20 protein-coding genes are annotated in these 23,707 nt (G+C 63.6%); 11 read left to right on the top strand and 9 right to left on the bottom strand.

The window, feature by feature from the left end; translation table 11 throughout:
- Window positions 1-47: 47 nt before the first annotated feature.
- A complete protein-coding gene (locus EMB92_RS01855) occupies window positions 48-716 on the bottom strand; it encodes a TetR-like C-terminal domain-containing protein (RefSeq protein WP_150393584.1) in 669 nt (222 codons plus the stop codon).
- Between the two features lie 231 nt (window positions 717-947).
- Here EMB92_RS01855 and EMB92_RS01850 point away from each other — a divergent pair, with 231 nt between their 5' ends.
- Both EMB92_RS01850 and EMB92_RS01845 read left to right on the top strand, forming a co-directional pair.
- Window positions 948-3,119 (top strand): efflux RND transporter permease subunit, encoded by a 2,172-nt coding sequence (locus EMB92_RS01850; RefSeq protein WP_150393583.1) that lies wholly within the window; start codon window positions 948-950, stop codon window positions 3,117-3,119.
- Window positions 3,116-5,071, top strand: coding sequence for a phage tail protein (locus EMB92_RS01845; RefSeq protein ID WP_150393582.1), 1,956 nt, complete (start codon window positions 3,116-3,118; stop codon window positions 5,069-5,071). The genes EMB92_RS01850 and EMB92_RS01845 overlap by 4 nt, the downstream gene beginning before the upstream one ends.
- A 13-nt stretch (window positions 5,072-5,084) precedes the next feature.
- Here EMB92_RS01845 and EMB92_RS11450 read toward each other — a convergent pair whose 3' ends face one another.
- From EMB92_RS11450 to EMB92_RS11600, 5 genes are all read right to left on the bottom strand, one after another.
- Window positions 5,085-5,228 (bottom strand): hypothetical protein, encoded by a 144-nt coding sequence (locus EMB92_RS11450; protein WP_190973519.1) that lies wholly within the window; start codon window positions 5,226-5,228, stop codon window positions 5,085-5,087.
- A gap of 5 nt (window positions 5,229-5,233) precedes the next feature.
- Complete coding sequence (locus EMB92_RS01840; RefSeq protein ID WP_150393581.1) at window positions 5,234-6,538, bottom strand: type II toxin-antitoxin system HipA family toxin; 1,305 nt, start codon at window positions 6,536-6,538, stop codon at window positions 5,234-5,236.
- Window positions 6,539-6,542: 4 nt separating this feature from the next.
- On the bottom strand, window positions 6,543-6,785 hold the full coding sequence (locus EMB92_RS01835) for a helix-turn-helix domain-containing protein (protein ID WP_107043538.1): 243 nt from the start codon (window positions 6,783-6,785) through the stop codon (window positions 6,543-6,545).
- An 81-nt stretch (window positions 6,786-6,866) separates the two neighbouring features.
- The gene (locus tag EMB92_RS01830) at window positions 6,867-8,822 is read right to left on the bottom strand and encodes an extracellular solute-binding protein (protein WP_263390620.1); all 1,956 of its coding nucleotides are present in this window, start codon (window positions 8,820-8,822) and stop codon (window positions 6,867-6,869) included.
- A complete protein-coding gene (locus EMB92_RS11600) occupies window positions 8,725-9,117 on the bottom strand; it encodes a LacI family DNA-binding transcriptional regulator (RefSeq protein WP_223847510.1) in 393 nt (130 codons plus the stop codon). Before EMB92_RS11600 ends, EMB92_RS01830 begins: the two co-directional genes overlap by 98 nt.
- Window positions 9,118-9,257: 140 nt before the next feature.
- Between EMB92_RS11600 and EMB92_RS01820 the strand changes: the two genes are divergently transcribed.
- The 7 genes from EMB92_RS01820 (at window position 9,258) to EMB92_RS01795 (ending at window position 17,822) form a co-directional block, all read left to right on the top strand.
- Window positions 9,258-11,105, top strand: coding sequence for a glycosyl hydrolase 115 family protein (locus EMB92_RS01820; RefSeq protein ID WP_150393579.1), 1,848 nt, complete (start codon window positions 9,258-9,260; stop codon window positions 11,103-11,105).
- A gap of 3 nt (window positions 11,106-11,108) precedes the next feature.
- Complete coding sequence (locus EMB92_RS11445; RefSeq protein ID WP_190973518.1) at window positions 11,109-11,273, top strand: hypothetical protein; 165 nt, start codon at window positions 11,109-11,111, stop codon at window positions 11,271-11,273.
- Window positions 11,274-11,417: 144 nt separating this feature from the next.
- Window positions 11,418-12,998, top strand: a complete 1,581-nt coding sequence (locus tag EMB92_RS01815) for an MFS transporter (protein ID WP_150393578.1) — start codon at window positions 11,418-11,420, stop codon at window positions 12,996-12,998.
- A 265-nt stretch (window positions 12,999-13,263) separates the two neighbouring features.
- Window positions 13,264-14,319, top strand: a complete 1,056-nt coding sequence (gene trpD, locus EMB92_RS01810) for an anthranilate phosphoribosyltransferase (protein ID WP_043163839.1) — start codon at window positions 13,264-13,266, stop codon at window positions 14,317-14,319.
- A 241-nt stretch (window positions 14,320-14,560) separates the two neighbouring features.
- Entirely contained in the window at window positions 14,561-15,493 is a 933-nt protein-coding gene (locus EMB92_RS01805) for a carbohydrate ABC transporter permease (protein ID WP_043163840.1), read from the top strand.
- The gene (locus EMB92_RS01800; RefSeq protein WP_043163841.1) at window positions 15,486-16,388 is read left to right on the top strand and encodes a carbohydrate ABC transporter permease; all 903 of its coding nucleotides are present in this window, start codon (window positions 15,486-15,488) and stop codon (window positions 16,386-16,388) included. Before EMB92_RS01805 ends, EMB92_RS01800 begins: the two co-directional genes overlap by 8 nt.
- A gap of 114 nt (window positions 16,389-16,502) precedes the next feature.
- Entirely contained in the window at window positions 16,503-17,822 is a 1,320-nt protein-coding gene (locus EMB92_RS01795; RefSeq protein ID WP_043163843.1) for an ABC transporter substrate-binding protein, read from the top strand.
- Between the two features lie 29 nt (window positions 17,823-17,851).
- On the opposite strand, the gene EMB92_RS01790 is transcribed toward EMB92_RS01795, so the two are convergent.
- The gene (locus tag EMB92_RS01790; RefSeq protein WP_043163846.1) at window positions 17,852-18,448 is read right to left on the bottom strand and encodes a hypothetical protein; all 597 of its coding nucleotides are present in this window, start codon (window positions 18,446-18,448) and stop codon (window positions 17,852-17,854) included.
- A 49-nt stretch (window positions 18,449-18,497) separates the two neighbouring features.
- Here EMB92_RS01790 and EMB92_RS01785 point away from each other — a divergent pair, with 49 nt between their 5' ends.
- Window positions 18,498-19,217, top strand: a complete 720-nt coding sequence (locus tag EMB92_RS01785; RefSeq protein WP_043163848.1) for a lysophospholipid acyltransferase family protein — start codon at window positions 18,498-18,500, stop codon at window positions 19,215-19,217.
- A gap of 120 nt (window positions 19,218-19,337) precedes the next feature.
- On the opposite strand, the gene EMB92_RS01780 is transcribed toward EMB92_RS01785, so the two are convergent.
- Window positions 19,338-21,668, bottom strand: coding sequence for a protein kinase domain-containing protein (locus EMB92_RS01780; protein ID WP_150393576.1), 2,331 nt, complete (start codon window positions 21,666-21,668; stop codon window positions 19,338-19,340).
- 48 nt (window positions 21,669-21,716) lie between these two features.
- On the bottom strand, window positions 21,717-22,796 hold the full coding sequence (locus EMB92_RS01775; RefSeq protein ID WP_043163852.1) for a polyprenyl synthetase family protein: 1,080 nt from the start codon (window positions 22,794-22,796) through the stop codon (window positions 21,717-21,719).
- 188 nt (window positions 22,797-22,984) lie between these two features.
- Here EMB92_RS01775 and EMB92_RS01770 point away from each other — a divergent pair, with 188 nt between their 5' ends.
- Window positions 22,985-23,644: a DUF4192 domain-containing protein gene (locus tag EMB92_RS01770; protein ID WP_140444767.1), complete on the top strand. Its 660-nt coding sequence runs from the start codon at window positions 22,985-22,987 to the stop codon at window positions 23,642-23,644.
- Window positions 23,645-23,707: the final 63 nt, after the last annotated feature.

Genomic DNA, 23,707 nt, shown 5'->3' with positions numbered 1-23,707 from the left:
CCGCTGGTTCACGTGATGATGAACCGGCGGGGCTTTCCTGTATCCGTTCAGTGTGTTCCTGCTGTTTCCGTTGTTTCCCCAAGCAGCTGCAAATTCTCCCGGTAGACCTCGGGCCCCGAATGCGAGATCAGGTTCGAGGTCATGCCGACCATGAGTTCGATGGACTCCCGCCTACCCCGACGGAACCAGTCCTTGAGCATGTTCACGACCCCTCCGGCGATGTAGCCGAACTGGTAGTCGCTGATCGTCTTCGCCATTGTCGGGTCAACCGTCATCTGATCAGTCGTCGTCTCATCAGTGCCCGACGCGTCGTCCGTGGCGGCCGCGCCGTCGTTCCCGATGGCGCGGCCGCCGGTTATCCCCAGAATGATCTGCGGTGCGACCGTCTCGGTGCAGACCTTGGAGATCGCATCGATGATGTCCGCGTACAGATTGCCGCCGGACGGCGTCGACAGCAGCGAGAGGAGCTGCTCCCGCCCGTCCAGCGACATGTAGACCTCGCGAATGAACGGACGGTAGTCGCCGTTGCACATCTCCTGAGTGTGCCGGTACGTCATGCCCGTGTACATCTCGATCAGGTCGAGTCTGAGCTGGTCGAACATGTCGTATACATCGTGGTAGTGCGCGTAGAACGTGACGCGGTTGACGTCGGCCAGTTCCGTCAGTTCGGTGACCGTGATCCGGTTCAGGGGCTTGTCGGCCAGCAGTCGGAGCAACGCCTCTTGGAGAAGAAGGCGCGTACGCCGTGTTCGACGATCCATTTTAACGTCATTTTTAGTGGTCATTGTCGTTTTTCCTACAGGTGTCGGTCATATTCGTAGCTTATCAATCGGAAGATGCCCAAGGTGATGGTTGCAGGGCAATCCAACTTCTCCAATAATGATACCCCGTAAAGCAACAGGTGTAGTAAAACACACGACTGTAAGAAAACTGTCAGGGGGTATCCGGTGCAACGGATCATCAACGGCTTTCTCAGGCATCGCATCATCGTGGTAATCGCCTTCGCGATGCTGACGATCCTCGGGGCCATCGCCTATCCGCAGGTCAAGGTCAACTATTCGTTCGCCGATTACCTGCCGAAGGACGCGCCGTCCGTCATTGCGCTCGACGACATGAAGGCGTCCTTTGACGCGGGCGTGCCGAACGCGCGTCTGTATGCCGAGGGTATCAGCGCGGTGCAGGCGGAACGGCTCGCCGATGATCTGGCCGATGTCGATGGCGTCGATGAGGTCATGTGGCTCGGCTCGGTCGTCGACACCAAGGCGCCGGCGAAGATCCAGGATGCAGACACCGTCTCTTCGTGGAAAACGGACAAGGGGTATCTCTACCAGTTGACCATCGACTCGTCCAAGTTGGTCGACGCGGTGCCCGAGGCCAGAGCCATGGCGGAGCAGGCGCATGCGACGCGCGTGACGATGGCCGGCGACGGCGTCACCACGGCCGAGGCGCAGGGATCCACCGCCACGGAGATCATACTGATCATGGTCATCGCCGTGGCCATCGTCGTCGGCATCCTGCTCATCACCTCGCACTCGTGGTTCGAACCGGTGATCTTCCTCATCGTCATCGGCGTCGCGATCGTAATGAACATGGGGTCGAACATCATACTCGGCGAGATCAGCTTCGTCAGCCAGATCTGCGGAGCTATTCTCCAGCTCGCCGTCTCGATGGACTACGCGATCGTGCTGCTGCACACGTTCCGCAGAGTGGAGAAGGAGATGCCCGGCGCCACGCCGGTCAAGGCGATGACCGAGACCGTGATCCGCAGTTTCACGGTGATCCTGAGCTCGGCGGCCGTCACCTTCTTCGGATTCCTCTCGCTGACGGTCATGCGCTTCGGCATCGGCGTGAACATGGGCATCGTGCTCTCCAAGGGCATCGTATTCAGCTTCCTGTCGATCATGCTGCTCATGCCCTGCCTGATACTCATATGCCTCAAACCGTTGAACGCACTGGAACACCGGTATCTCATGCCCTCGTTCTCCCGGTTCGCGCGAGTCTCGATGCGCATCGCCCTGCCGGCGGCGCTGGCGATCCTCATCGCCGCCGTTCCCGCCTACGTGGCGCAGGAGCGCAATGACTTCATCTACGGCTCAGCCGATTTCATGCAACCAGGCAGCCGGCTCAAATCCGACGCCGACCACATCAACGACGCCTTCGGCCGATCCGAGACATGGGTCATCATGGTCCCCGAAGGACGATGGTCGGATGAACAGGCCGTCATCGACGACGTCGAACAGCTTCCTCATGTCACCGACGTCACCTCGTACATCACCATGGCAGGCAGGGCGATGCCGACCGCCATCGTCCCCGGCGATCAGCTGGACCAGCTCATCTCGCACGGATGGTCGCGTCTCGTCGTATCGATGGACGTGCAGACCGAATCGAAGGACGCCTACGCGCTCGTGCCCGAGGTGCGCGACACCGTCGCCCGCCATTACGGCGACGACTACCGGCTGGTCGGCACGACGGTGAGCACCTACGACCTGAGGGACGTGGTGCGCGCCGACACCGGCAAGGTGCGTCTGTTCTCCATCGGCAGCATCGCGCTCGTGCTGCTCATCGTATTCCGGTCGATCGCGATCCCGGTCGTCGTGCTGCTCGCCATCGAAATCTCGATCTGGCTCAATCTCGCCGTGCCCTACGTGACCGGCGACACCCTCAACTACATCGGATACCTCGTCATCGAGGCGGTGCAGCTGGGAGCGGCCGTCGACTACGGCATCATCTATACGCGAGAATATCTGGACCAGCGACGACGGCATGGGGCACGTGAGGCGACACGCCTGTCCATCCAGCACTCCGCGATCACGATCCTCACCTCGGCCACGATCCTCATCAGCGCCGGATTCGCCGTGTGGCGCATCGCCTCCAACGGCGTGATCAGCGAGATCGGCCTGCTCATCTCCCGCGGCGCCCTCATCTCGATGCTGCTCATGTTCCTGCTGCTGCCATGGCTGTTCCGCGTATCCGACGGTCTGATACGACGCTCTTCGATCGGACTGACCTTCCGTGACGACACGCAATCCGACACGCGATACAACCACCCCAATGACCAATCCGCCACCCAATTGACGACCGATACCGCCACCCACCCCACGAAGGAGATCACACGATGACCACGACCGACAACACCCCGAACCCCATCGCAGGCCGTCAACGTACGACGGTCAGAAGAATCCTCGCGCCCACCATCGCCGCATTCCTCGCGACCGTGCTTCTCACGGTTCCGGTGCTGACCCCGGCGAATGCCGCGGACACGCCCCAAGCATCCGTACACACCACGGCAGTGGCGACTTCGACGGACAATGGGGGCAATAGCGCAGAGAAAAACGGCAAGGACGAGACCGTCTACATCAAAACCAAGGCGAACGGCTCCGTCTCCGGCATCTACGTGGTCAACACCTTCGATGCCGGGCAGCCACGCACCGTCCAGGACCCGGGCTCATACACCAAGGTCACGAACCTCACCACCGACGCGAAACTCGCAGAGAAGAACGGCAAGGTGAACGTCACCACCCTCAAGAACAAACCGTTCTACTATCAGGGTGATCTCAAGGCCGACACCGCACTGCCCTGGAACGTCAGCGTCGACTACACGCTGGATGGCAGAGCCGTCGACGTCAAGGAGCTGGACGGGGCTGACGGCGAACTCGCCATGACCCTGCGCATCGCTCCCAACGAATCCGCCGACAAGGCGACCCGCGAATTCGCCGACGCCTACGTGATCCAGGCGCAGGGCACGTTCCCGCAGGAGGCGCTCGACATCACCGACGCCGGTGACGCCACCCTCGCCCAATCCGGCGGCAACACCGTTGTCTCCGGCATGGTCCTGCCCGGGGAAACCGGAACGTTCACCATCCGCGGCCGGGCCAAGGACTTCACAAGCTCCGGATGGCAGATCACCGCGATGAGCCTCGACATGGCTCTGGATGTGCGTGATCAGGACACCTCCCAGCTCACCGAGCAGACCGGCAAACTCGGCGACGCCACCGCACAGCTGGCGGACGGCACGACATCCCTCGCCCAAGGTAACCGTGAACTGAGCCGGGGAATCGGTTCGCTCGCCACCGGAACCACCGAACTCAACCGCGGCGCGCAATCCCTCGCCAGCGGAACGGAAACGCTCTCCCAGGGAGCCGGAGCGCTAGCGCAGGGCAACCGACAGCTGGCCGACGGACTGACGCAGCTATACGACGCCAGCGGACGCATGAGCGCGGGCGTCAAGGGACTGCCCGAACAGATCACGGCCCTCTCGCAGGGCGTCACCACGCTCAAACAGGGGTCGGACGCCCTGAAGCAGGGGGATGGGCAGTACCGTCAGGCACTCGCCGGCGGGCAACAGGCGATCCTCGCACAGGTTGGCGGCGACATCGATGCGGCCGAAACGGCGTCGCGACAGGCGTATGCCCAGGCGTTGGCCGCCGTGAAGCGGAGCCCCGGCGACGCTCAGACCATCGCGGCGCTCGACAAGGCCGTGACCGCCATGGCGCAGGTGGAGAACGCCAAGGGGCAGTATCAGGCGCTCGGACAGGCGCTTGACGGTTACGCGGACATCTCCTCCGGCGTCGGCCAACTGAGCGGGGGAGTGGATCAGCTCGACGCGAAGGTGAACGGTTCGGCCAACGGATCGTCAGCCGACTCCGCGGCCACGCAGGCGTCCCTTGCGCAACTGGCCGAGGGATTGGCGTCGATGCACACCGCCGTCGGACAGCTCAATGCGGGGGCGCAATCCGCCGCCTCCGGTGCCGAGGATCTGGCGAAGGGACTGTCGGCCGCGCGTGACGGCGCCAACAGCCTCGCCGCTGGAGCCGCTGCGGCGGACTCGGGCGCGCGCAGCCTCGCCTCGGGGGCCGTCTCAGCCGCCGACGGCGCAGACCGGCTTGATGACGGCGCCCGTGAGCTCGCCGACTCCGTCAAGGGCATGGATGACAAGGTGCTCGACGAACTGCAGAAGACCATCGACGAGAAACTCGGCAAGGGTTTCAAGGCGCATTCGTTCGTCGCCCCCGCCAACACCGCCGTGGACCGCGTCCAGTTCACCTATGTCCTTCCCGGCATCGGCAAGTAGCGGTCGCGGCATCTCACTTCACCCGGAAGCCGTGGGATTGGGCGTAGCCGATGATGCCGCGTTGCCATTCGGCGAGCTGCGACCAGTACGCGAATGCAACCGACCGTCGTCCGTCCGATTCCGTCGCAGGAGGAATCGGACGGACGACGGTCGGCATTGTGCTCAGGGTGCGGACTCCGTCAACCAGTGCATCGCGTCGTCATAGGTCATGAGCAGTCGTTTGCGATAGTCGTCGATGAGAGTTGCGCCTACCGTGTTCGCATAGCTGTCGTCCGTTGTCTGTTGTTCGGCGACGGCCTGTTCGAATGCGTCGGGCATGCGTCGGGTGAGTGTCGCGAATCTATGGAGAACATCCTCGGCCGGCAGGCCCATGCGTGCGGCGAATCGCTCCAGATGTTTGCGGCGGAGCTGAAGGAGATTCCGCCTGCCGCCGATGTTCATCGCAAGCGTCGTGCTTGCGCTTATGGATCCACGGCCAAGATACGGGTAGATCGAGGCGAGATCATATAAGGGCGCCATTCTCACGGAATCGCCTTTGAGCAGCAGCGAGTAGTTTTTCGCGTGACTGTCCGTGGCTCCGAGCAGATAGCTGACGAGGATTCCGTCGGCGAACGCCCGTATGTTCGCTTCTCCCTCCCCGTTTAGTCCGTGGCGGCGGATCATCGCCGCGTATCGTTCCGAGGTCGGACCGTTGTGTTCCTCGTATTTCAACGATGATGGTATGCCCATCGCCTGGGTGAGATCCTCCTGATGCAGCGCGATGACGTCGCCATTGTCGTTGGTGATTCGATCGTATCGTTCGATGATGATGGCGGGCACCCCCTCGAACAGACGGAACGTGGTGTTCGCCACACGCAGTCCCATATGGGTCGCGATCCGCATGGTGAGGTGTTCGTCGAATGCCTGATCGGGTAGCGTGGGGATTCCCGGCTTGAGGATATGGGTGGTGCGGGCTGTACCTTCGGCCGTATACCACCGGCCGTCATGGAGACGGAGGGCGATCTTGCCTTGTTGCCCTGCGACGGACCAGTGTTCCTTCGCCCCGGCCGGTTGAATTCCCGTTGGGGCCGCTGCGCGCAGTCGTGCGGCTATCGCGGAGTCATCGATGGGAAGAAGGTGTTGGTTCTCGGCGGGCAGGTCGGAAGAGGAGGACAGTCGCAGAGCCCCTGTGGCGTCGAATCCTATCGCCTGCAGGAGATCGAAGGCGTCGGTTGTGCTCGCGTGATGCATGCGTTGCGATTCCCTGCGGGCCTGTTGGGATTCGGGAACCAGTGCGTCAAGGAAATTCGCCGCTACGGCTCCTGTGTGGGTTTCCTGCGCGAGCGGCATCGAGAGCGAGATGGGTGTGGGGTTATCGGACCATCGGTAATCGTCGAGGTAGCGGAAGGCGATGGTCCCGTTCGTGCTTCGGGTGAATTCCCCGACAGGGGTTTCTCCGAGGAACGCATAGAGTTTCTGCTCCGTCATATGGTCACCATTCGTAGGGAGGCATCGGAGATTGTGGTGTCTTCTGCACGTTGAGTGAAAGGCCGAGGAGCGCGAGCGCATTGAGTATGGTGGCGAATCCGGGGTTCGGCACGCGGCCCTGCTCGAATTCGATCAACCATCGGCGCGATACGCCCAGCTGTTCGGCCATCTGCGACTGGCTGATGCCTTTGCTGCGGCGTTCGCTGCGGATGAGGCGGGCGAAGCCCTCCGTGTTCCCGATAAGCATGTGAAAAATATATCACCTCATCACCTGATGTGCAAAATAATTCACCTACTGTGGCTATGTGCGGAATAGTGCACATGCCGTTCATTTCACGGTGAAACCCTGCGAGGCGGCGTAGAGCCTCAAGCGACGCTCCCACTCGTCCAGACGGTCGTCGCTGCGGCCGCCGGGGCGAAGGGCGGGCGCGACCAGACGGGTGAACTCCGCATCCAGTTGGCTGAAGAACAGCAGGTTGTCCCAATCGAGGTTCACACGCGCCGCGGACTTGGCGTACACGTCGTAGATCGACTGGTTGAAATACGGGTCCATGGTGCCGCGGCGGGTCAGGTCCTCCACATAGCCGGCCGCCGCGGATACGCCGCCCGGCGCGCGAAGCTCGATCGACGTGGGGTCGAGCTGGAACCAGCGGATGAACGTCAATGCCGCACGCTGGCGCACCGGCGGCAGGCCCGCGCTGATCGCCAACGTCGAACCGCCGATCTCCGCCGTCATTGTCTGACTCGGATCGACGAAGCCGGGCGGCAACGCCACCTTCCACAGTCCCTTGTCCGCGGGATACGAGGCGGCGAGGATCTTGCCGAGCCAGTTCGCGTACGTCACCGTCAGGTACTTGCCCGAAGCGGGCAACATATACCGGTTGTCCCACAACGGTTCGGCGCACAACACCCCATCGTCGAGGCACTGCTGGAGGAACCCGGCCACGAAACGCACCCGGTCGTCGGTCATCTGGAACCGGATCGTCGAATCGCCCTCGACGACCCACGGTTTCGCACCCGCCATACGGAAGAACGACAGATAGTGCTGCACGTCGGTCGTGTCGAGGATACCTAGGTATCGTCCCGGATTGCGGGTGTGGAGCCGTACGCCCTCCTCGTAGAACTCGTCCCATGTGGCGGGCGCCTGCAGCCCGTACCGTTCCATCAGGTCGTGCCGGTAGAACATCACGGTCTGCGACTGATCGCCCGGAATGCCATACAGCTTGCCCGCGTAATGCGCCGACTGCCATGCCGCCCTGTCCACCAGAGGACCGATCTCGCGTTCGATGCGCTCGCCGGAGATGTCCTGCAGGGCACCGGATGCGGCCAGCTGTGGCAAGGCCGTACGTTCGATGTTGACGATGTCCGGTACGGGCCGGTGGTTGATGATGCGTTCCCAGTACAGGGCGAGCGTGTTCTCCTGCGTACGCCCCTCGATCGGGTCGATGACGATGCGCGGATGCGTGCGCATGAACTCGTTCAGGCGTGGCATGGTCTCGTTGAACGCGTTGGATAGCATCGTCAGCACGATCATGTCGCTCGAGCGTGTGAGTTCCGCGTATGGTCCGAGTTTCATCGTCGACCGCTTGTGCGGGTTGATCGAATCGCGCGCCGTGAATCGTGCGTCCAGCGAGATCGGTTCGGGTCGGGACACGCTGGCCTCATGCGTCGTCGCTTTCGTCAGCGCATCGGCCGCGGCCTTGGCCATGTCCTCTCCCCGCATGTCGATGGTGGAGAGCGTTGGCGTGATGAGCGATCCCATCTCGATGTTGTCGAAGCCGACGACCGACACGTCCTCCGGGATACGCAGCCCCGCACGTCGGGCTGCCGCGATGAATCCGGCCGCCAGCGAGTCGTTGAACGCGAACACCGCGTCCGTGGGGCGGACCAGATACTGGTCGACCGCTTTAGTGCCGCCGGAAAGGTTCGGGTCGCATTCGCGCACCACACGGTAGGTCATGTCGTAGCGGAACGCGGCCGCGCGGACGGAGCGTCGGCGGTATTCGTTCGACCATGAACCCGCCGGGCCGGCGAGATAGGTGATGGATGAGTGTCCCGACTCCTTGAGTCTGCGCGCCGCGTCGTCGATGGCCCCGGCCACGTCCACGGTGACGCTCGCCAGACCCGGGATCGTCCGGTTGAGCAGGATGACCGGCTTGACCAGCATGATGCGACGGATGTCGGGCTCACTCAGACGCGAGGAAACCAGCGCCACGCCGTCCACGTTGCGCATCACATACGACATGGCCTTGCGCTCGACCGCCGGCTTCTCGTCCGTGTCCAGCGTGATCAGCCCGTACCCCCTTCGTCTCCAGACGTCGTTGCAGGGTATTGGCGATGGTGGCGTACAGGGAATTGCGCAGCGTGGGCACGATGACGGCCATCATGCCGGTGGAGGGCAGCCTGTCGCCGTCCGCGTCCCCGTCCGGTGCGAGATACCCGAGTTGTTCGGCAATGCGGCGGATGCGGAACTCGGTCTTCGCGGAGATGCGTCCCGGCTGGGACAGGGCACGCGAGACCGTCGACGGGCTCACGCCGGCCTCTTTGGCGATGTCGTAGATCGTGGTCTTCTGACGCATGGGCAACATTATGGCAACCTTTGGCAACAAGCGCAATCAAGGTTCCGTCCCGCGCGAATATGGTTCCTGTCAGCGGAAACGGCGCGTGGAAGCGCGAGGATCCGTGAAACAAGCAGGAGACAAGTTCACTTGGAGGAACCATGTCCATTTTCATCACGTCCACGACGACGGTGACCGGCGCGACGCCGTCGAAGGCCGTCTCGTTCGCCGTCGAGGACATCGAACGCGACTTGGGCAAGACGATCGTCCCGTCCGAGACGGCCGGCGCGAACATCGTGCTCGTCGAGGAGCCGCACAACCCGGAGACGTACGAGGTGCGCGTCTCGGACGGCAACCTCGAGATCCATGCCGGAGACGACTTCGGCTTCATCTACGGCCTGTATGCCGTCAGCCGCGAGGTTCTCGGCGTCAAGGACTTCTGGTTCTGGAACGACCAGGAGTTCACGCCCGTGCCGTCCATCGAGATCGCGGACGACTTCACGCTCGTCTCGAAGCCGACGGCCGTCAAGTACAAGGGCTTCTTCGTCAACGACGAGGTGCTGCTCGAGGACTGGCAGGTCGACAACGACAAGGAGAAGCCGTGGAGGCTCGCCTTCGAGACCGTGTACCGTCTCGGCGGCAACATGGTGATCCCCGGCTCCGGCCAGCGCGGCGAACCGCACCTGAAGCTCGCGCAGGACATGGGCTTCTACATCAACCAGCACCACGCCTGCCCGCTCGGCGCCCGCATGTTCGCCGCCGCCTACCCGGGCGTGCAACCGAAGTGGCCGGAGGAGGCCCCCCGCTTCGAGGTGCTGTGGCGTGAGGCCATCGAGGCGCAGAAGGGCAAGCGCACCGTCTGGACGCTCGGCTTCCGCGGCCAGGGCGACCAGCCGTTCTGGAACTTCGACCCGCGCTACGCCACCGACGAGGCGCGCGGCAAGCTGCTCTCCGAGATCATCCAGAAGCAGTACGACATGGTTCAGGAGGCCGATCCGGGCGCGCAGTGCTGCATCTACCTGTACGGCGAGGCCATGGAGCTCTACCGCGCCGGTGTGCTGACCTACCCCAAGCAGGTCGCCAAGATCTGGGCCGACAACGGCTTCGGCCGCATGGTCTCCCGCCGACAGGAGAACAACAACCCGCGCGTGCCCGCCATGCCGACGAACGACGGCGACAACGGCATCTACTACCACGCGAGCTTCTACGACCTGCAGGCCGCCAACCACACCACCGATATCTGCAACGACCCGCGCCTCGTGGCCGGCGAGCTCGAGCAGGTGATCGAGCACGGCGGCGCCGACGTGTGGATCGTCAACGCCTCCAACATCAAGCCCCACGTCTACTTCCTGAACTTCATCGCCGCGATCTGGCGCGACGGCAAGATCGACTTCGAGAAGGTCGCCAAGGATTACATCGCCGACTATTACGGCAAGGACAACGTCGACGCCGTGTTCGACCTGTACGAGGAATACTGGAAGTCGGCCGTGCAGTACGGTCCGAACTGGGACGACCACGCCGGCGAGCAGTACTTCAACCACGTGCCGCGCATGCTCATCACCCAGTGGCTCAAGGATCGCAACGCCCCGGCTCAGGATCTGCGCTGGATGCATGAGGCCGACACGCTCAAGGAGCAGATCGAGTTCTACCGCGGACTCATCGCCCCGGCCGTCGAGCGTTACGCCGATCTGGCCGATAAGGTCGAACTCGCCGCCATCTCCGCCGAACTGCGCGGCGAGGACAACGCCGCCGAGCTGATCCGCGACTCCATCGGCGTCGAGTCCGGCATCTACGAGTACTCCGTGGCCGCGTCCGTGCATGTGTGCGACGCCCTGCTCGCCGGCTACGACGAGGACTGGCAGCACGCCTTCTACGACGCAGGTCTCGCCGCGGAGGAGTTCACCGCCGGCGACCGTGCGATGCGCGACCGCGAGCACGGCGTGTGGGCCAACTTCTGGCGCAACGACTGCCTGACCGACGTCAAGCAGTCCGCGTGGGTCGCCCGCTAGCTCATGGGCTACCTCAGGTGCGTCGGTGACGGACCGCACTACTTCCAGTGGCTGCGTGACTTCTGCTACCCGGAGTGGGAGAAGGACGTGTTCGTCATCATGAACATGGAGAACCACCCCACCGATCAGGAGATCTTCGAGGCCATGAAGGCCAAGTGGGCCAACTGACGTGAACCCGGGGTGCCTCCCGGGCGCGTACGAAAAGGAAGAACAAAGAAAGAACGACGTCCGGCGGGGGCCTCCCACCGGACGGGATATGAAAAACCTGTATGCGGGGTGCCTCCCGCATGCAGGAATGGAAAGGATGCTGCAATGACACAGCAGGCAACCACCCCTCAGGCTAGCGCGCCTAAGGGACGCAAGATCACGATGGCGAACGCCTTCGGCTTCGGCATCGGAGACTTCTACGGCGGCGGCTTCGGACAGATCGCCACCTACCTTCCGGTGTTCTGGGTGACGTTCGCCGGTCTGGCCGTCGATCAGGCGACCTCCATCATGGGCATCGCCACGATCGTGTCCGCCTTCGCGGCGCTGATCGTCGGATCCCTGTCCGACAACTTCTACAAGTACCGGATCGGCCGCAGGTTCGGCCGCCGTCGCTTCTTCCTCATCGCCGGCATCCCGGTGCTGCTGGTCACGGCGATCGTGTGGGTCCCCGGCCTGCCGGTCTGGCTGTACTTCATCGGATACGCACTGTGGATCATCGCCAACCAGCTGATCATGACCCCGTACTCCACGCTGCCCACCGAGATGACTACGGACTTCAACGGCCGTACCAAGCTGTCCACCGTCCGCATGTTCATCTCCGGCGTAACCACCGCGGTCATCCCGCTGATCATGACCGCCGCCCTGACCGGTCTCGGCGAACAGCACTCCTACGCCTATCAGATCTCCATGGTCGGCCTGATCCTCGCCTTCTGCATCGCCCTGTTCGTGTGCTACAAGTCCACGTGGGAGCTCACGCCCGAGGAAGCCGGCTTCGACGTCAGGAAGATCGAGGAGGAGGCCAAGCAGCCGTTCGATTTCGGCAAGTGGCTCAAGGGCATCGGCGACGTGTTCGTCGACTACTTCTCCACCCTGCGCATCAAGTCCTTCCGCAAGCACGTCCTCATCTACCTGCTCGGCCAGACCTTCATGGATGTGTTCGGCCAGACCTGGCTGTTCTTCGTGATCTACGACTGGAACAAGACCGCCGCCTTCGGCTCCCTGCTGCTGAGCTTCGCGCTCGTCGGCGAACCGCTCAAGCCGGCCTTCGGCTGGCTGTTCACCAAGCTCGGCCCGCGCAAGATGTACTCCCTGAACTTCGCCGGCGGCATCATCGGTCTGCTCGGTCTGCTCGGTCTGTGGCAGGCGCAGGGCAGTCTCGCCGAAGGTGCCTGGACCGCGCTCGCCTTTGTGGTGACCGTCTGGTGGCTCATCTTCCGTGCCATGGTCTGGTTCATCCCGTGGAACGTGTTCCCGTTCATCCCGGACGTCGACGAGATCGTCACCGGCAAGAACCGCACTGGTGTCTTCTCCGGTTTCAAGGCGTTCACCCGCAAGCTGACCTCCGGTCTTGCGACCACCTTCATTGGCATCTACCTGGCCTCCACCGGCTTCATCAAGCCGGCCAAGGACGCCGCCGGCGTGATGCAGTACCCGGACCAGCCGGTCGCCGCGCAGAATGGCATCGCCTTCGTATGCATCGGCTGGGTCATCATTGGTCTGCTTATCGCGTGGGGTATCGCCCTTACCTTCAAGCTTGACAAGAAGACCGACGGCATCCTGCTCGCCGAGATCGAGCGTCTCAAGAACGGCGGTAAGAAGGCCGACGTCGACCCGAACACGAAGAAGGTCGTCGAGCAGCTTACCGGTGTCAAGTACGAGAAGTGCTGGCCGCAGGCCGCCGAGTGAACTCGGTAGCAGGTTTCGGGATGAGCGCATCGTGAGGTCCCGATCACGATGAAGATGTTATCCCGATGAGCTTGGGTGGGAGATGGTGCAGGGTACGGTTGCAGACGTGCTCCACACCATCTCTTGCCTTATCGTGTTTTTTACCGCGTTCCTGCCATGTCTTCGGTTCTGCAATATGGAAGCCGGGGGAGCGGGAAACCTGAGACGGCTAGAATAAGGCCCGTCACTTGGGTTATGAAGGCGCGTGAAGCGCCAAGGAGGAACAATGGCAGAGATCACATGGAAGTCGATTCTCACCAAGCTGGTCGGGGGAGACCATCTGAGCGCCGAGGAGTCCGAGTGGTTCGTCGATGATCTGATGAAGGGCAACGCGAACCCGGCGGCCGTGGGCGCGGCCCTCGCCATGCAGCAGCAGCTGGGCCTGACGCCCGAGGAGGTGTCCGGCGCGGCCAAGGCCATGGTCTCGCACGCGGTGCCGCTCAACGTCTCCGGCGAGACCACCGACATCGTCGGCACCGGCGGCGACGGCTTCTCCACCGTGAACCTGTCCACGATGGGTGCGGTCGCCGCCGCGGCCGCCGGCGTCAAGATCGTCAAGCACGGCAACCGCGCCGCCTCCTCGAAGTGCGGCGCCGCCGATGTGCTTGAGGCGCTCGGCCTGCCGCTGGACTTGAAGCCCGAGGCGGTTGGCGAGGTCGGCGACGAGGTCGGTATCACCTTCGCGTTCGCCCGCACCTTCCACCCGGCCATGCGCTTCGTCGGCCCGATCCGCGCCGCGCTCGGCATCCCGTGCGTGTTCAACGTCCTCGGACCGCTGACCAACCCGGCCAAGCCCGCTCATGTGGCCATCGGCTGCGCCAAGCGCGAGGTCAGCCCGATCATGGCCGCCGTGTACGCGGCCAACGGTCAGTCCGGCATGGTCTACACCTCGCACGAGGGGCTCGACGAGCTCGCGCCCACCGGCCCGGTTTCCGTGTGGGAGATCCGCGACGGCAAGGTCACCGAGTCCGAATTCGACCCGACCGTCGAGCTCGGACTCGAGAAGATCGACGTCACGCAGCTCAAAGGCGGCGAGCCCGAGGTCAACGCCGCCGCGTTCCGCGACTTCCTCGCCGGCAAGGACATCCCGGCCCGCACCACCGCGCTGCTCAACACGGCGTCCGCCATCGTGGCCGAAGGCCATCTGATCTCCGATGCCGCCGACGGCACGCTGGCCGATCGGTTCCGCGAGGCGTACAGGCTCGCCGAGGAGACCGTCGACTCCGGCAAGGCCCAGGCCCTGCTCGACAAGTGGATCGAGACCGCCAAGTCCAAGGCCTGATCCGAAGCGGGAGGCGCCGTCCCGTCCGGGCGCACTTACCGTAGTCCCGGTCGTAGTGCCGATATGTGATTCCATGAAGGCCACCCCATCAAAAAAGGGGTGGCCTTCATTCGTTACTGCACAATGCGGCAACAATGGCAACAAGTGGCAACGAAGCATCTTGCGCCAATAATCTAAAAACTGGCAATCGGCCGATGACGGCATGGGTTGGCAGAGATTACGGCATATCGGGAGGAACAACGTGAGTTCGTTTACTGAGTTCGGGACGCTGGTGAAGAACCGGCATCGGCCCAAGGACAAGCCGAAGGACACCAAGGTGGCGTTGGGATTCCTTGCCCCGTGGCTGATCGGCGCGATCTTCCTGAGCCTGATCCCGATGCTGTACTCGCTGGTGATCTCGTTCACGAAGTACAACATGATCAAGCCGCCGCAGTTCGTCGGCCTCATGAACTATCGGCACATGCTCATCGACCCGAGGTTTTTGAGCTCGCTCAAGGTGACGCTGACCTACGTGGTCATCTCGGTGCCGTTGCAGCTCGTCGCGGCGCTCGCGCTCGCGGTGCTGCTCGACCGCGGCATGAGAGGACTCGCCTTCTACCGTTCCGCGTTCTACCTGCCGTCCATGCTCGGCGGCTCGGTGGCCGTGGCGGTCCTGTGGAAGATGGTGTTCGGTTCCGATGGCCTGTTCAACGCGCTCATCAACCTGTTCGGCGCGAGCTCGTCGATGTCGTGGATCGCCAACCCGGACACCGCCAACTGGACGCTCATCGCCCTGCATGTCTGGCAGTTCGGTTCCCCGATGGTCATCTTCCTGGCCGGTCTGCGCCAGATCCCGCGCGAGCTGTACGAGGCGGCCAGCGTGGACGGCGCCGGCAAGTGGAAGCAGTTCACCGCGATCACCTTGCCGCAGCTGAGCCCGATTATCTTCTTCAACCTCGTGATGAGCGTGATCAACTCGTTCCAGACGTTCACTCAGGCGTACGTCGTCTCCGGAGGCACCGGCGGCCCGTCCGACTCGACGCTGTTCTACACCCTGTACCTCTACCAGCAGGGATTCGCCTCCCTGCGTATGGGATACGCCTCCGCGCTGGCATGGATTATGGTGCTGATCGTGGCCGTGCTCACGGGAATCAATTTCGCTCTCTCCAAGTTCTGGGTACATTACGATGACTGATATTTCTATGAAGAACGTCGACCTTGGTTCCGGCGCCGGCATGATGCCGAATCGCGGCCGCAGCATTGGCCGCGTGGTAGTTGCCGTAGTCAAGCAGGTCATAGTGCTGCTGGTCGCGATCGTCATGCTCTACCCGATCCTGTGGATGATCGTCAGCTCCCTGCGCCCGCAGAGCGAGATCTTCACGAACATGGGGCTGCTGGTCACCAATCCGGTGTGGGAGAACTACGCGGCCGGATGGAACGCGCTGAGCTACCCGTTCGGCCGGTACATCCTCAACTCGCTGATCATCGTGGCGTTCGCGATCATCGGCAACATCCTCACCTGCTCGATGGCCGCCTACGCATTCGCCCGGCTCAACTTCCGGTTCCGCGGCGTGCTGTTCGGGTTCATGCTGCTCATGCTCATGATCCCGATCCACGTGGTCGTCATCCCGCAGTACATCATGTGGAACTCGCTGCACATGATCAACACGTTCGTGCCGCTGATCGTGCCGAAGTTCCTTGCGATGGACGGGTTCTTCACGTTCCTGTTCTACCAGTTTCTGCGGGGCCTGCCGCGTGACCTCGACGAGGCCGCCAAGCTCGACGGCGCGGGCCACCTGCGCATCTTCTTCCAGGTGCTCCTGCCCCTGATGAAGCCCGCCATCGGCACCTGCGCCGTGTTCACGTTCATCTGGACGTGGAACGACTTCTTCAGCCAGCTGCTCTACCTGACCAAGCCCGACATGTACACCGTGCCGATCGCCCTGCGTACGTTCATCGATGCGCAGTCCCAGTCCAGCTATGGCCCGATGTTCGCGATGAGCGTGGTGAGCCTGATCCCGCTGTTCCTTGTGTTCACGTTCGGCCAGAAGTACTTGGTCCAGGGCATCGCCACCACCGGAGGGAAATGACATGGATGGAGCGTCATCCGCGTTGCCCCTCAGTCGACGTACCTTCGTACGTCTTCCCTCGGTGCGCCTTGATGCCGCACGCATCCATGCCATTTCCAATCATGAAGGACAACAATGATGTTCAAGCGTTTGTGGAAGAAATATCTGGCCGCGGTGATGGCGACCGTCGCGCTGACCGTATCCGCCGCATGCGGCAGTTCGGTGGGTGCCTCGGATGCGCCGGTCGTGCCCGCCGACGGCGACGTGACCATCCGCCTCAACTGGTGGGGCGGCGACGCCCGCATCAAGGCCACCGAGGAGGCGGTCAAGGGCTTCGAGAAGGAGCATCCGAACATCCACGTCGATATGGAATACTCCGACTGGACCGGCTACTGGGACAAGCTCGCCGTCCAATCCGCCGGCGGCAACGCCCCGGACGTCATGCAGATGGACGAGCTCTATCTCGCTTTCTATGGGTCGATGGGCTCCCTGCTCGACCTCGGCAAGACGTCGAAGTACTTGGATCTCGGCACAATGGATGCATCCTTGAAGCAGATGGGACAGGTCGAGGGCAAGCAGGTCGCCGTCCCGATGACCACCGCCCAGTACGGCGTCATCGTCAACAACGACGTGCTCGACGAACTCGGACTCGCTCTGCCGGACACCGAGCGCTGGACATGGGACGAGTTCTCCGACTTCGCGCAACAGGTCGCCGAAAAGTCGAACGGCAAGGCCATCGGCTCGATCGCCCCGAACAACGGCTACGGACTGCAGCTGTGGGCCCGCCAGCATGGGGAGAAGCTGTTCGAAGGCAACCGCATCACGATCTCGCCCGAGACGCTGGCGTCGTTCCTCCAACTTCCCGCGGACTGGGCGAAGAACGGCATCGAAGGCAGCGCCGAACGATGGAGCGAGAACACCGCCGCGGCCATGAACGACAGTGATTTCGGCAAGGGCAGGCAGGCGATGATGATCACGCAGGCCACGATGATCACCCCGTACGCCCAGGCCGCCGGAACCGACAACATGACGCTCGTGCCGATGCCGCAGGTGGAACCCGGCGCGAAGACCATGTACCTCAAGCCCGGCATGTACTGGACGATCTCCTCGCAGTCTCAGCACCCGGCCGAGGCGGCCATGCTCGTCGACTATCTGCTCAACGACCGGTCGGCCGGTGAGATCCTCGGGACCGAACGAGGCATCCCCGCCAACAACGACATCCGCAGGTCGTTGGCCGATGAGGCGACCGGAACCGACCGCAAGGCGCTCGACTTCGTCGACAAGATCCAACCTACGTTGGGTGATTCCCCGGCGATCACACCGAACGGCGCCTCCGAACTCGACAAGACGATCGTGCGCTACCAGCAGGATGTCGTCTTCGGCAAGCGCAAGGCGCTGGACGCGGCCAAGGCGATGATCGCCGAACTGCAGGAGTCCATCGACTTCGCGTCGTGAGCGCCTGCGCGGGGCTCGCGACGCAGGGCTCAGACGCGGGCGCCGTCGTCGAACTCGTCCTCGCGGGTCTCCTTGTGACCCTTGTGCTGGACGATAAGCCCGGCGCCGCCGATCAGCACGCACAGGCCGAACACCGTGCCGAGGATGCCGGTGAGCGCGGGGACGAACACCGACCCGATGACGCCGGCAACGCCCGCGACGAGCAGGATCCAGAAGACGAGCTTCGTGCCCTTGACCGGTCCGATGCTGGGGTTCGGCGGCACGAAGTCATCGCCCTCCGCGTCCATCACGTCATCGGCGTCCAGCCAGCTGGAACCGGTGAAATCACGCGGCCCGTGGGTCGAACCGGTACGGGAGAAGGAGTCCGGGGCAAGGTCGCGCACATGCAGCAGCTGCTCCTTCTCCTGACGTTCGGCGTGCTTCTGGAAGCGTTTCGCATTGCGTGAGGAGGCCACGGCGGCGAGATCGTCCTTATGCTCGGCCTCGAACGCCGCCCACGCCTCGTCGAGATTGCCGAGGTCGGCCGGCTTCGTTGCCGGATCCTTCGCCTTTCCGCAGGCGGCATCGCCATCCGGCGCGGGGTTTGTGCGCTCGTCATCCGCGTTGGTATTGTTGAGATCAGTCATACCCATCACTCTAATCTGCCGCGGGTGTTTGCGCGGGGAGGGAAACGCAGTGCTCTACTGGTTCTTCGTCAAGGTCTTCGGTCCCATCGCACGTCATCATCTCGGCCCCACCGCCAAGGGTCTGGAGAACATCCCGCGCAAGGGCGGTGCGATCATCGCCGCCAACCATCTCGCCGTCATCGACGATGCGCTGATCCCGATCACCTGCCCGCGCATGGTGCATTTCATGGGCAAGGCCGAGTACTTCGAGGGCAAAGGCATCAAGGGCAAGTTCAAGAAGTGGTGGTTCACGTCCGTGGGCGTGTTCCCGGTGGACCGCTCCGGTGGCAACAAGTCGCTCGGCGCGCTCGAGCATGCACGTGAGATCATCGAGGACGGCCACCTGTTCGGCATCCACATCGAAGGCACCCGCAGCCCCGACGGTCGCCTGTACAAGGGACACACCGGCGTGGCGCGCCTCGCGCTCGAGACCGGCTGCCCGATCGTGCCGACCGCGCTCATCGGCTCGGACAAGCTCCAGCCCATCGGCACCACGATCCCGAAGAAGGGACGCACCCAGGTGATCTATGGCAAGCCGATCAAGGTCGAGAAGAAGGCCGCCGACGAGATCACGCATGACGACCTGCGCGCGTTGACCGACCATCTGACCGCCGAGATCCAGAAGCTCAGCGGTCAGGAGTACGTGCCCGAATACGCGCAGAAGGTCAAGGCCGAGCTCAAGGCCAAGCAGGAGGCCGAGGCGGCCAAGTCGGCCACCGAAACCGCGTAAGTAGGCATCGGCCGGCGAAGTCTGGACGCAGTTTGGACACAGCATGACGAAGGGCGGACCCTTGAAAGGTCCGCCCTTCGTCATGTGTCATACGACTCACGATTCAGCTCGCACGCCGGCTCATACGACCGTAAGCGTGACGACCGTCTTCTTGCCGTTCGTATCGCGCACGCGCACCTGCTGACCCGGGTTCGGGTCCTGCAGACGCACCGTGTGCGTCAGGTCGCCGAGCGGGGCGGTCTTCTGCACGTCCAATCCCAATGCCTGCAGCGTCTTGGCCGCATCGTCGTACGCCTGACCTCGCACGTCCGGTATCGTCACCATCTGCGGGCCCTTGGAGACGACCACGTCGACCGAATCGCCCCAGTGCAGCTGCGTGCCCTTCGCCACGGATGCGGAGATGATCTTGCCGGCCTCCACGGTGTCGCTGTACTGTTCGGAGTAGTTCGCCTTGAGCTTCAGATCGCCCAACGCCTGCGCGGCCTCGTCCTTGGAGCGGCCGACGATGTCGGGCATCTGCACCGGCATCGGGCCCTTCGACAGGGTCACCGTCACCTCGTCGTTGTGCTTGATCGTGGTTCCCGGATCGGGGGAGATGGACAGGGTCACGCCCTCGGGCAGCGTCTCCGAATAGGCGTCCTTCGACTCGTCATGTTTGACGTTCGTCAGTCCGGCGTTCTTCAACGCGTCCAACGGCGCCTTGCCGTTCGCCGAGTTCGGGTCGAGGATATCCGACGGGATCGTCGCCATCTTGACGCCCTTGGAGATCACCACGTTGAGCGTCTGCGTGTGGCGCTTGCTCACATGAGCATCCACCGTGGCGTCCGAACCGGCGAGTTTCGCGGAGATGATCGCCCCTTGGGCAACGGTGTCGCTGTAGTCCTCGGCGGTCGTATACGGGATTCCCGCCACCTTGAGCAGGCTTTCATAGGACTGCCATTTCGCGCCGGCGATCCTGCAGGCCTGACCCTCCGTGCAGCTCACATCGGCGGGCTTGGGCAGCGCCCAATAGCTTCCCGGGCCGAGGTAGTACCACCATGCTCCGGTTCCGCCGCCTGCGAGGGCGAGCGCCAGCAGCACCGCGATGGTGATGAGGATCGCCTTCTTCGGTCCCTTGCGGCGCTTGTCCTGTTTGGCGGGTGCCTCGGTGGAGGGGGTCGGGACTGCCGGCTCGGATTCATCTCCCATGGCGGGCATCGTGCGCGTGGCGCCGGTATCGGCCATCGGCGGCAGCATGCGCGTGGCGGCGGCCCCCATGGTCATGGTCGGCTGCGCGTTGTCCCCGTTGGTATCGGAGGCGTCGGAGGCGGCATCTGCGGGGGCGGTGGGGTGCGGCGGCATGGGTGAGGAGATCGAGGTGTGCGGGGGGTTCGCGGTGGCGGGGGCCGGGGGTATCAGCGGCAGTCGATGCGAACGAAGCGTGCTGGCGTCGATGTCCGAACCCGTGGAATCCGTCATACCGGCGGCGTTTTCGGATGCGGCGGTGCCTTCGGTCACGCCGGTGCCGGTGTCCTCCATGCCGGCGAGCATCGGTCCCTCGGGGGCCGGGTGCACGTCGGCGGCCGAGGCCGCGGGCCTGCGATACGCCCAGGCGTCCGCCGACAGCGTGCCTCCGATCCGACGCAGCTCGTCGAGCGCCGCGGCAGCGTTCGACGGCCGCTCCTCGATCGAACGGGCCGTCAGGTGCGCGATGAAGCGGGCCACGGACGGGTCTATGCCCGGGCACGGCACGGACACCGACGGCACGTCCTCGTGGACGTGCTTGAAGACGAGGGTGACGGGATTGTCCGAGATGAACGGCACCTCGCCGGCGAGCATCTCCCATGCCATGATGCCCACCGCGTACAGATCGCCCTGCGGGGTGGCCTCGTTGCGTTCGATGGTCTCCGGCGGCAGATAGGCGGCCGTGCCGAGCAGCATGCCGGTGGAGGAGAGCGTCGCCTGGGACGTGGCCTTCGCCAGACCGAAATCGGTGATCTGCACGCGGCCGCGATCGTTGAGCATGATGTTCTCGGGCTTGATGTCGCGATGCACCACGTTCACGCGATGCGCGGAGGCGAGCCCGTCAAGCGTCTCGGCCACGATCCTGAGCGTCTCGCGTACGGTGAACGTGCCCTGCAGGTTCATCTCGTGCCTGAGGTTCACGCCATGCACGTACTCCATCACCAGATAGGCGAGGCCGTTGAACTCTCCCGTGTCGTATACCTGTACGATGTGCGGGTTCGCTATCTGCGCCGCCGAACGGGCCTCGCGCCTGAATCGTTCGATGAACTGGTCGCGGTGCGGCCCCTGCGCCAATTGCGTGTGCATGACCTTGATGGCCACCGTGCGGGCCAGACGCTCGTCGCGCGCCTCGTACACCGTGGCCATGCCGCCCTGCGCGATCCTGCGCACGATGCGGTAGCGTCCTTCGATCAACTGGCCTTCGGGCGCGTTTGCGGCTTCACTCATAGTGGTTATCGTAGATTCCTCGATGTGCTGGAAATGTCATGAACTACTTTACCGGCCGGCGACGTCCGGCACGAACATCGCGCACATGGCGGTCAGATCCGCCCTGCGATCCGCGTCCAGGCCGCTCGCGTCGATGGCATGGCTCGTCTGGTCCCACAACGCCGCGATGCGCGACTTCGAACGGTCGATGGCGCCTGTGGCGCCGAACAGCTCCATGGTTCTGCGCACGTCGTCCTGCGAGCGCGATTCCGCCTCGAACATCGAGATGAGCTCGGCGCGCCCGTCGGCGTCGGCCGCACCGATGGCGTCGGCCAGCAGCACCGTGCGCTTGCCCTCGCGGATGTCCCCGCCCACCGGCTTGCCGCTGGATCGGCTCGAACCGATGACGTCGATGAGATCGTCCTCCAGCTGGAACGCCAATCCCAGAGGTCGTCCGATCGCCGTCGCCGTGCGCTCGGCGTGTTGCGGGTCGCATCCCGATGCGAGCATCGCCAGACGCAGAGGGGCGATCGTCGTATAGCTTGCCGTCTTCCATCGGAACACGCCCAGTGACGCCTCGACCAGCGCATCGGGATCGTCGAGCGGGGCCTGCTCGACCGCAAGATCAAGCACCTGTCCGATCTCCACCTCGCGCTGCATGGTGAGGAACGCGTCGACCAGCTTCGCGGAGTTCGGCAGACTGTGCGCCGCCTCATTGGCGATGGCCACGCATGCGGTGGCCAGCAGGTCGCCGAGCATCAGTCCCAGACCGCGGCCGATGGCCCTGTCCCCGGTCCAATCCTCCAACGCCTTGTGTGCGCTGGGTCGACCGCGGCGAAGATCGGATTCGTCGATGATGTCGTCATGCACCAGCGCGGCCGTCTGGAACACCTCGATGGCGCACGCCATGTCCACCATCGCGTCACGGGTCCGTGGTTCGCCGCCGAACGCGTCGTACGCGGTCAGCGCCAGCAGCGCCCGCAGCCGCTTGCCGCCCTCGCTTGAGGACACGCCCTGGCGGACGACCTCATCCATCACCTTCCGGCATGCGTCGGGGATCTCCTCGCCGTCGGGAATTCCGGCCCGTCCCGCCACCAGGGCGGCGATACGGGGCTCGATCAGGGAACGGTCAACGTCGGTTCTGCACATGCCTCTAAGTTATCCACAATGCGCCATGATTACAAGAACCCGCTATTTCCAAGGTCTTTCGAGGCCTCATCCACAAAGGCGGGAGGTTATGGCGATCGGGCGTCGAACCATTGATACTTGGGGGCGCGGCCGTCGCGGACATGTCGTCGGTCGCATCCGACAACACGATCATCAAGGAGGATGACACAATGACCAACAGACATGGGAAATGCTGCGACGGCTTCGGCTTCGACGACATCGATGCCGACGGCATCGAGCCGGTCGACGACGCCTTCATCGAGGACATGACGGAGCATCTGCGCAGCTCCCGGCGCGAGCAGGGGCCGGAGATGGCCAACCGGCAGTGGATGAACGGTCCTCTCGACTTCTGGCTCGACCATCTCGACGACCACCGTGTCGACCATGACGAGGACGTTCTGGCGGCGCTGGCGGTGGGTATGGATGAATCGCTCTCGATCCGCGATGCGCTGCTTTTGTCCCTGATGCTCAGGCGGGGGGAGTGCGACCGGGACGTGCTGATGGACGTCATCGCCCGCCCGAGCACCCCCGAGGTGGCGACCACCGTCCGTGACATGATGTTCGACCTGTTCGACGACGATCGCGGTCCGGACGTCGAACGCTGCAGGACGGGGATCGCGATGTTCTCCTCGATGGGATTGATGATGCCCAGGCGTCTGACCGTACAGCCGCTGGCCTCGATCGCCTACATCCTGTGGTGGCTCGGGGATCGCAGGGCGCCGCTCTATGCGCTCCGCAGTCTCGCTGTGGACGACTCCTGCTCGCTGGCGGTGCTGGTGCTGACCGCCGTGAGCAAGGGCGCACGTCCACGGGGATGCGCATGCCCGTAGCGTGATCCCCTTCCGCGACCGCATCCGCCGCGTCGGTTAGGGCCGAATGGACGTTTCGGATCC

The organism is Bifidobacterium callitrichos, from assembly GCF_008698085.1.
In the GTDB taxonomy this organism is placed as follows: Bacteria; Actinomycetota; Actinomycetes; order Actinomycetales; family Bifidobacteriaceae; genus Bifidobacterium; species Bifidobacterium callitrichos.
This window is presented reverse-complemented; position numbering and strand designations above follow the sequence as displayed.

Bases quoted from the DNA above. Each gene is read 5' to 3' on its own strand.
- EMB92_RS01845 (WP_150393582.1), top strand. From the start codon at position 3,116: ATGACCACGACCGACAACACCCCGAACCCCATCGCAGGCCGTCAACGT.
- EMB92_RS11450 (WP_190973519.1), bottom strand. From the start codon at position 5,228: ATGCCGACCGTCGTCCGTCCGATTCCTCCTGCGACGGAATCGGACGGA.
- EMB92_RS01840 (WP_150393581.1), bottom strand. From the start codon at position 6,538: ATGACGGAGCAGAAACTCTATGCGTTCCTCGGAGAAACCCCTGTCGGG.
- EMB92_RS01835 (WP_107043538.1), bottom strand. From the start codon at position 6,785: ATGCTTATCGGGAACACGGAGGGCTTCGCCCGCCTCATCCGCAGCGAA.
- EMB92_RS11600 (WP_223847510.1), bottom strand. From the start codon at position 9,117: ATGCGTCAGAAGACCACGATCTACGACATCGCCAAAGAGGCCGGCGTG.
- EMB92_RS01820 (WP_150393579.1), top strand. From the start codon at position 9,258: ATGTCCATTTTCATCACGTCCACGACGACGGTGACCGGCGCGACGCCG.
- EMB92_RS11445 (WP_190973518.1), top strand. From the start codon at position 11,109: ATGGGCTACCTCAGGTGCGTCGGTGACGGACCGCACTACTTCCAGTGG.
- EMB92_RS01815 (WP_150393578.1), top strand. From the start codon at position 11,418: ATGACACAGCAGGCAACCACCCCTCAGGCTAGCGCGCCTAAGGGACGC.
- trpD (WP_043163839.1), top strand. From the start codon at position 13,264: ATGGCAGAGATCACATGGAAGTCGATTCTCACCAAGCTGGTCGGGGGA.
- EMB92_RS01800 (WP_043163841.1), top strand. From the start codon at position 15,486: ATGACTGATATTTCTATGAAGAACGTCGACCTTGGTTCCGGCGCCGGC.
- EMB92_RS01795 (WP_043163843.1), top strand. From the start codon at position 16,503: ATGATGTTCAAGCGTTTGTGGAAGAAATATCTGGCCGCGGTGATGGCG.
- EMB92_RS01790 (WP_043163846.1), bottom strand. From the start codon at position 18,448: ATGACTGATCTCAACAATACCAACGCGGATGACGAGCGCACAAACCCC.
- EMB92_RS01780 (WP_150393576.1), bottom strand. From the start codon at position 21,668: ATGAGTGAAGCCGCAAACGCGCCCGAAGGCCAGTTGATCGAAGGACGC.
- EMB92_RS01775 (WP_043163852.1), bottom strand. From the start codon at position 22,796: ATGTGCAGAACCGACGTTGACCGTTCCCTGATCGAGCCCCGTATCGCC.
- EMB92_RS01770 (WP_140444767.1), top strand. From the start codon at position 22,985: ATGACCAACAGACATGGGAAATGCTGCGACGGCTTCGGCTTCGACGAC.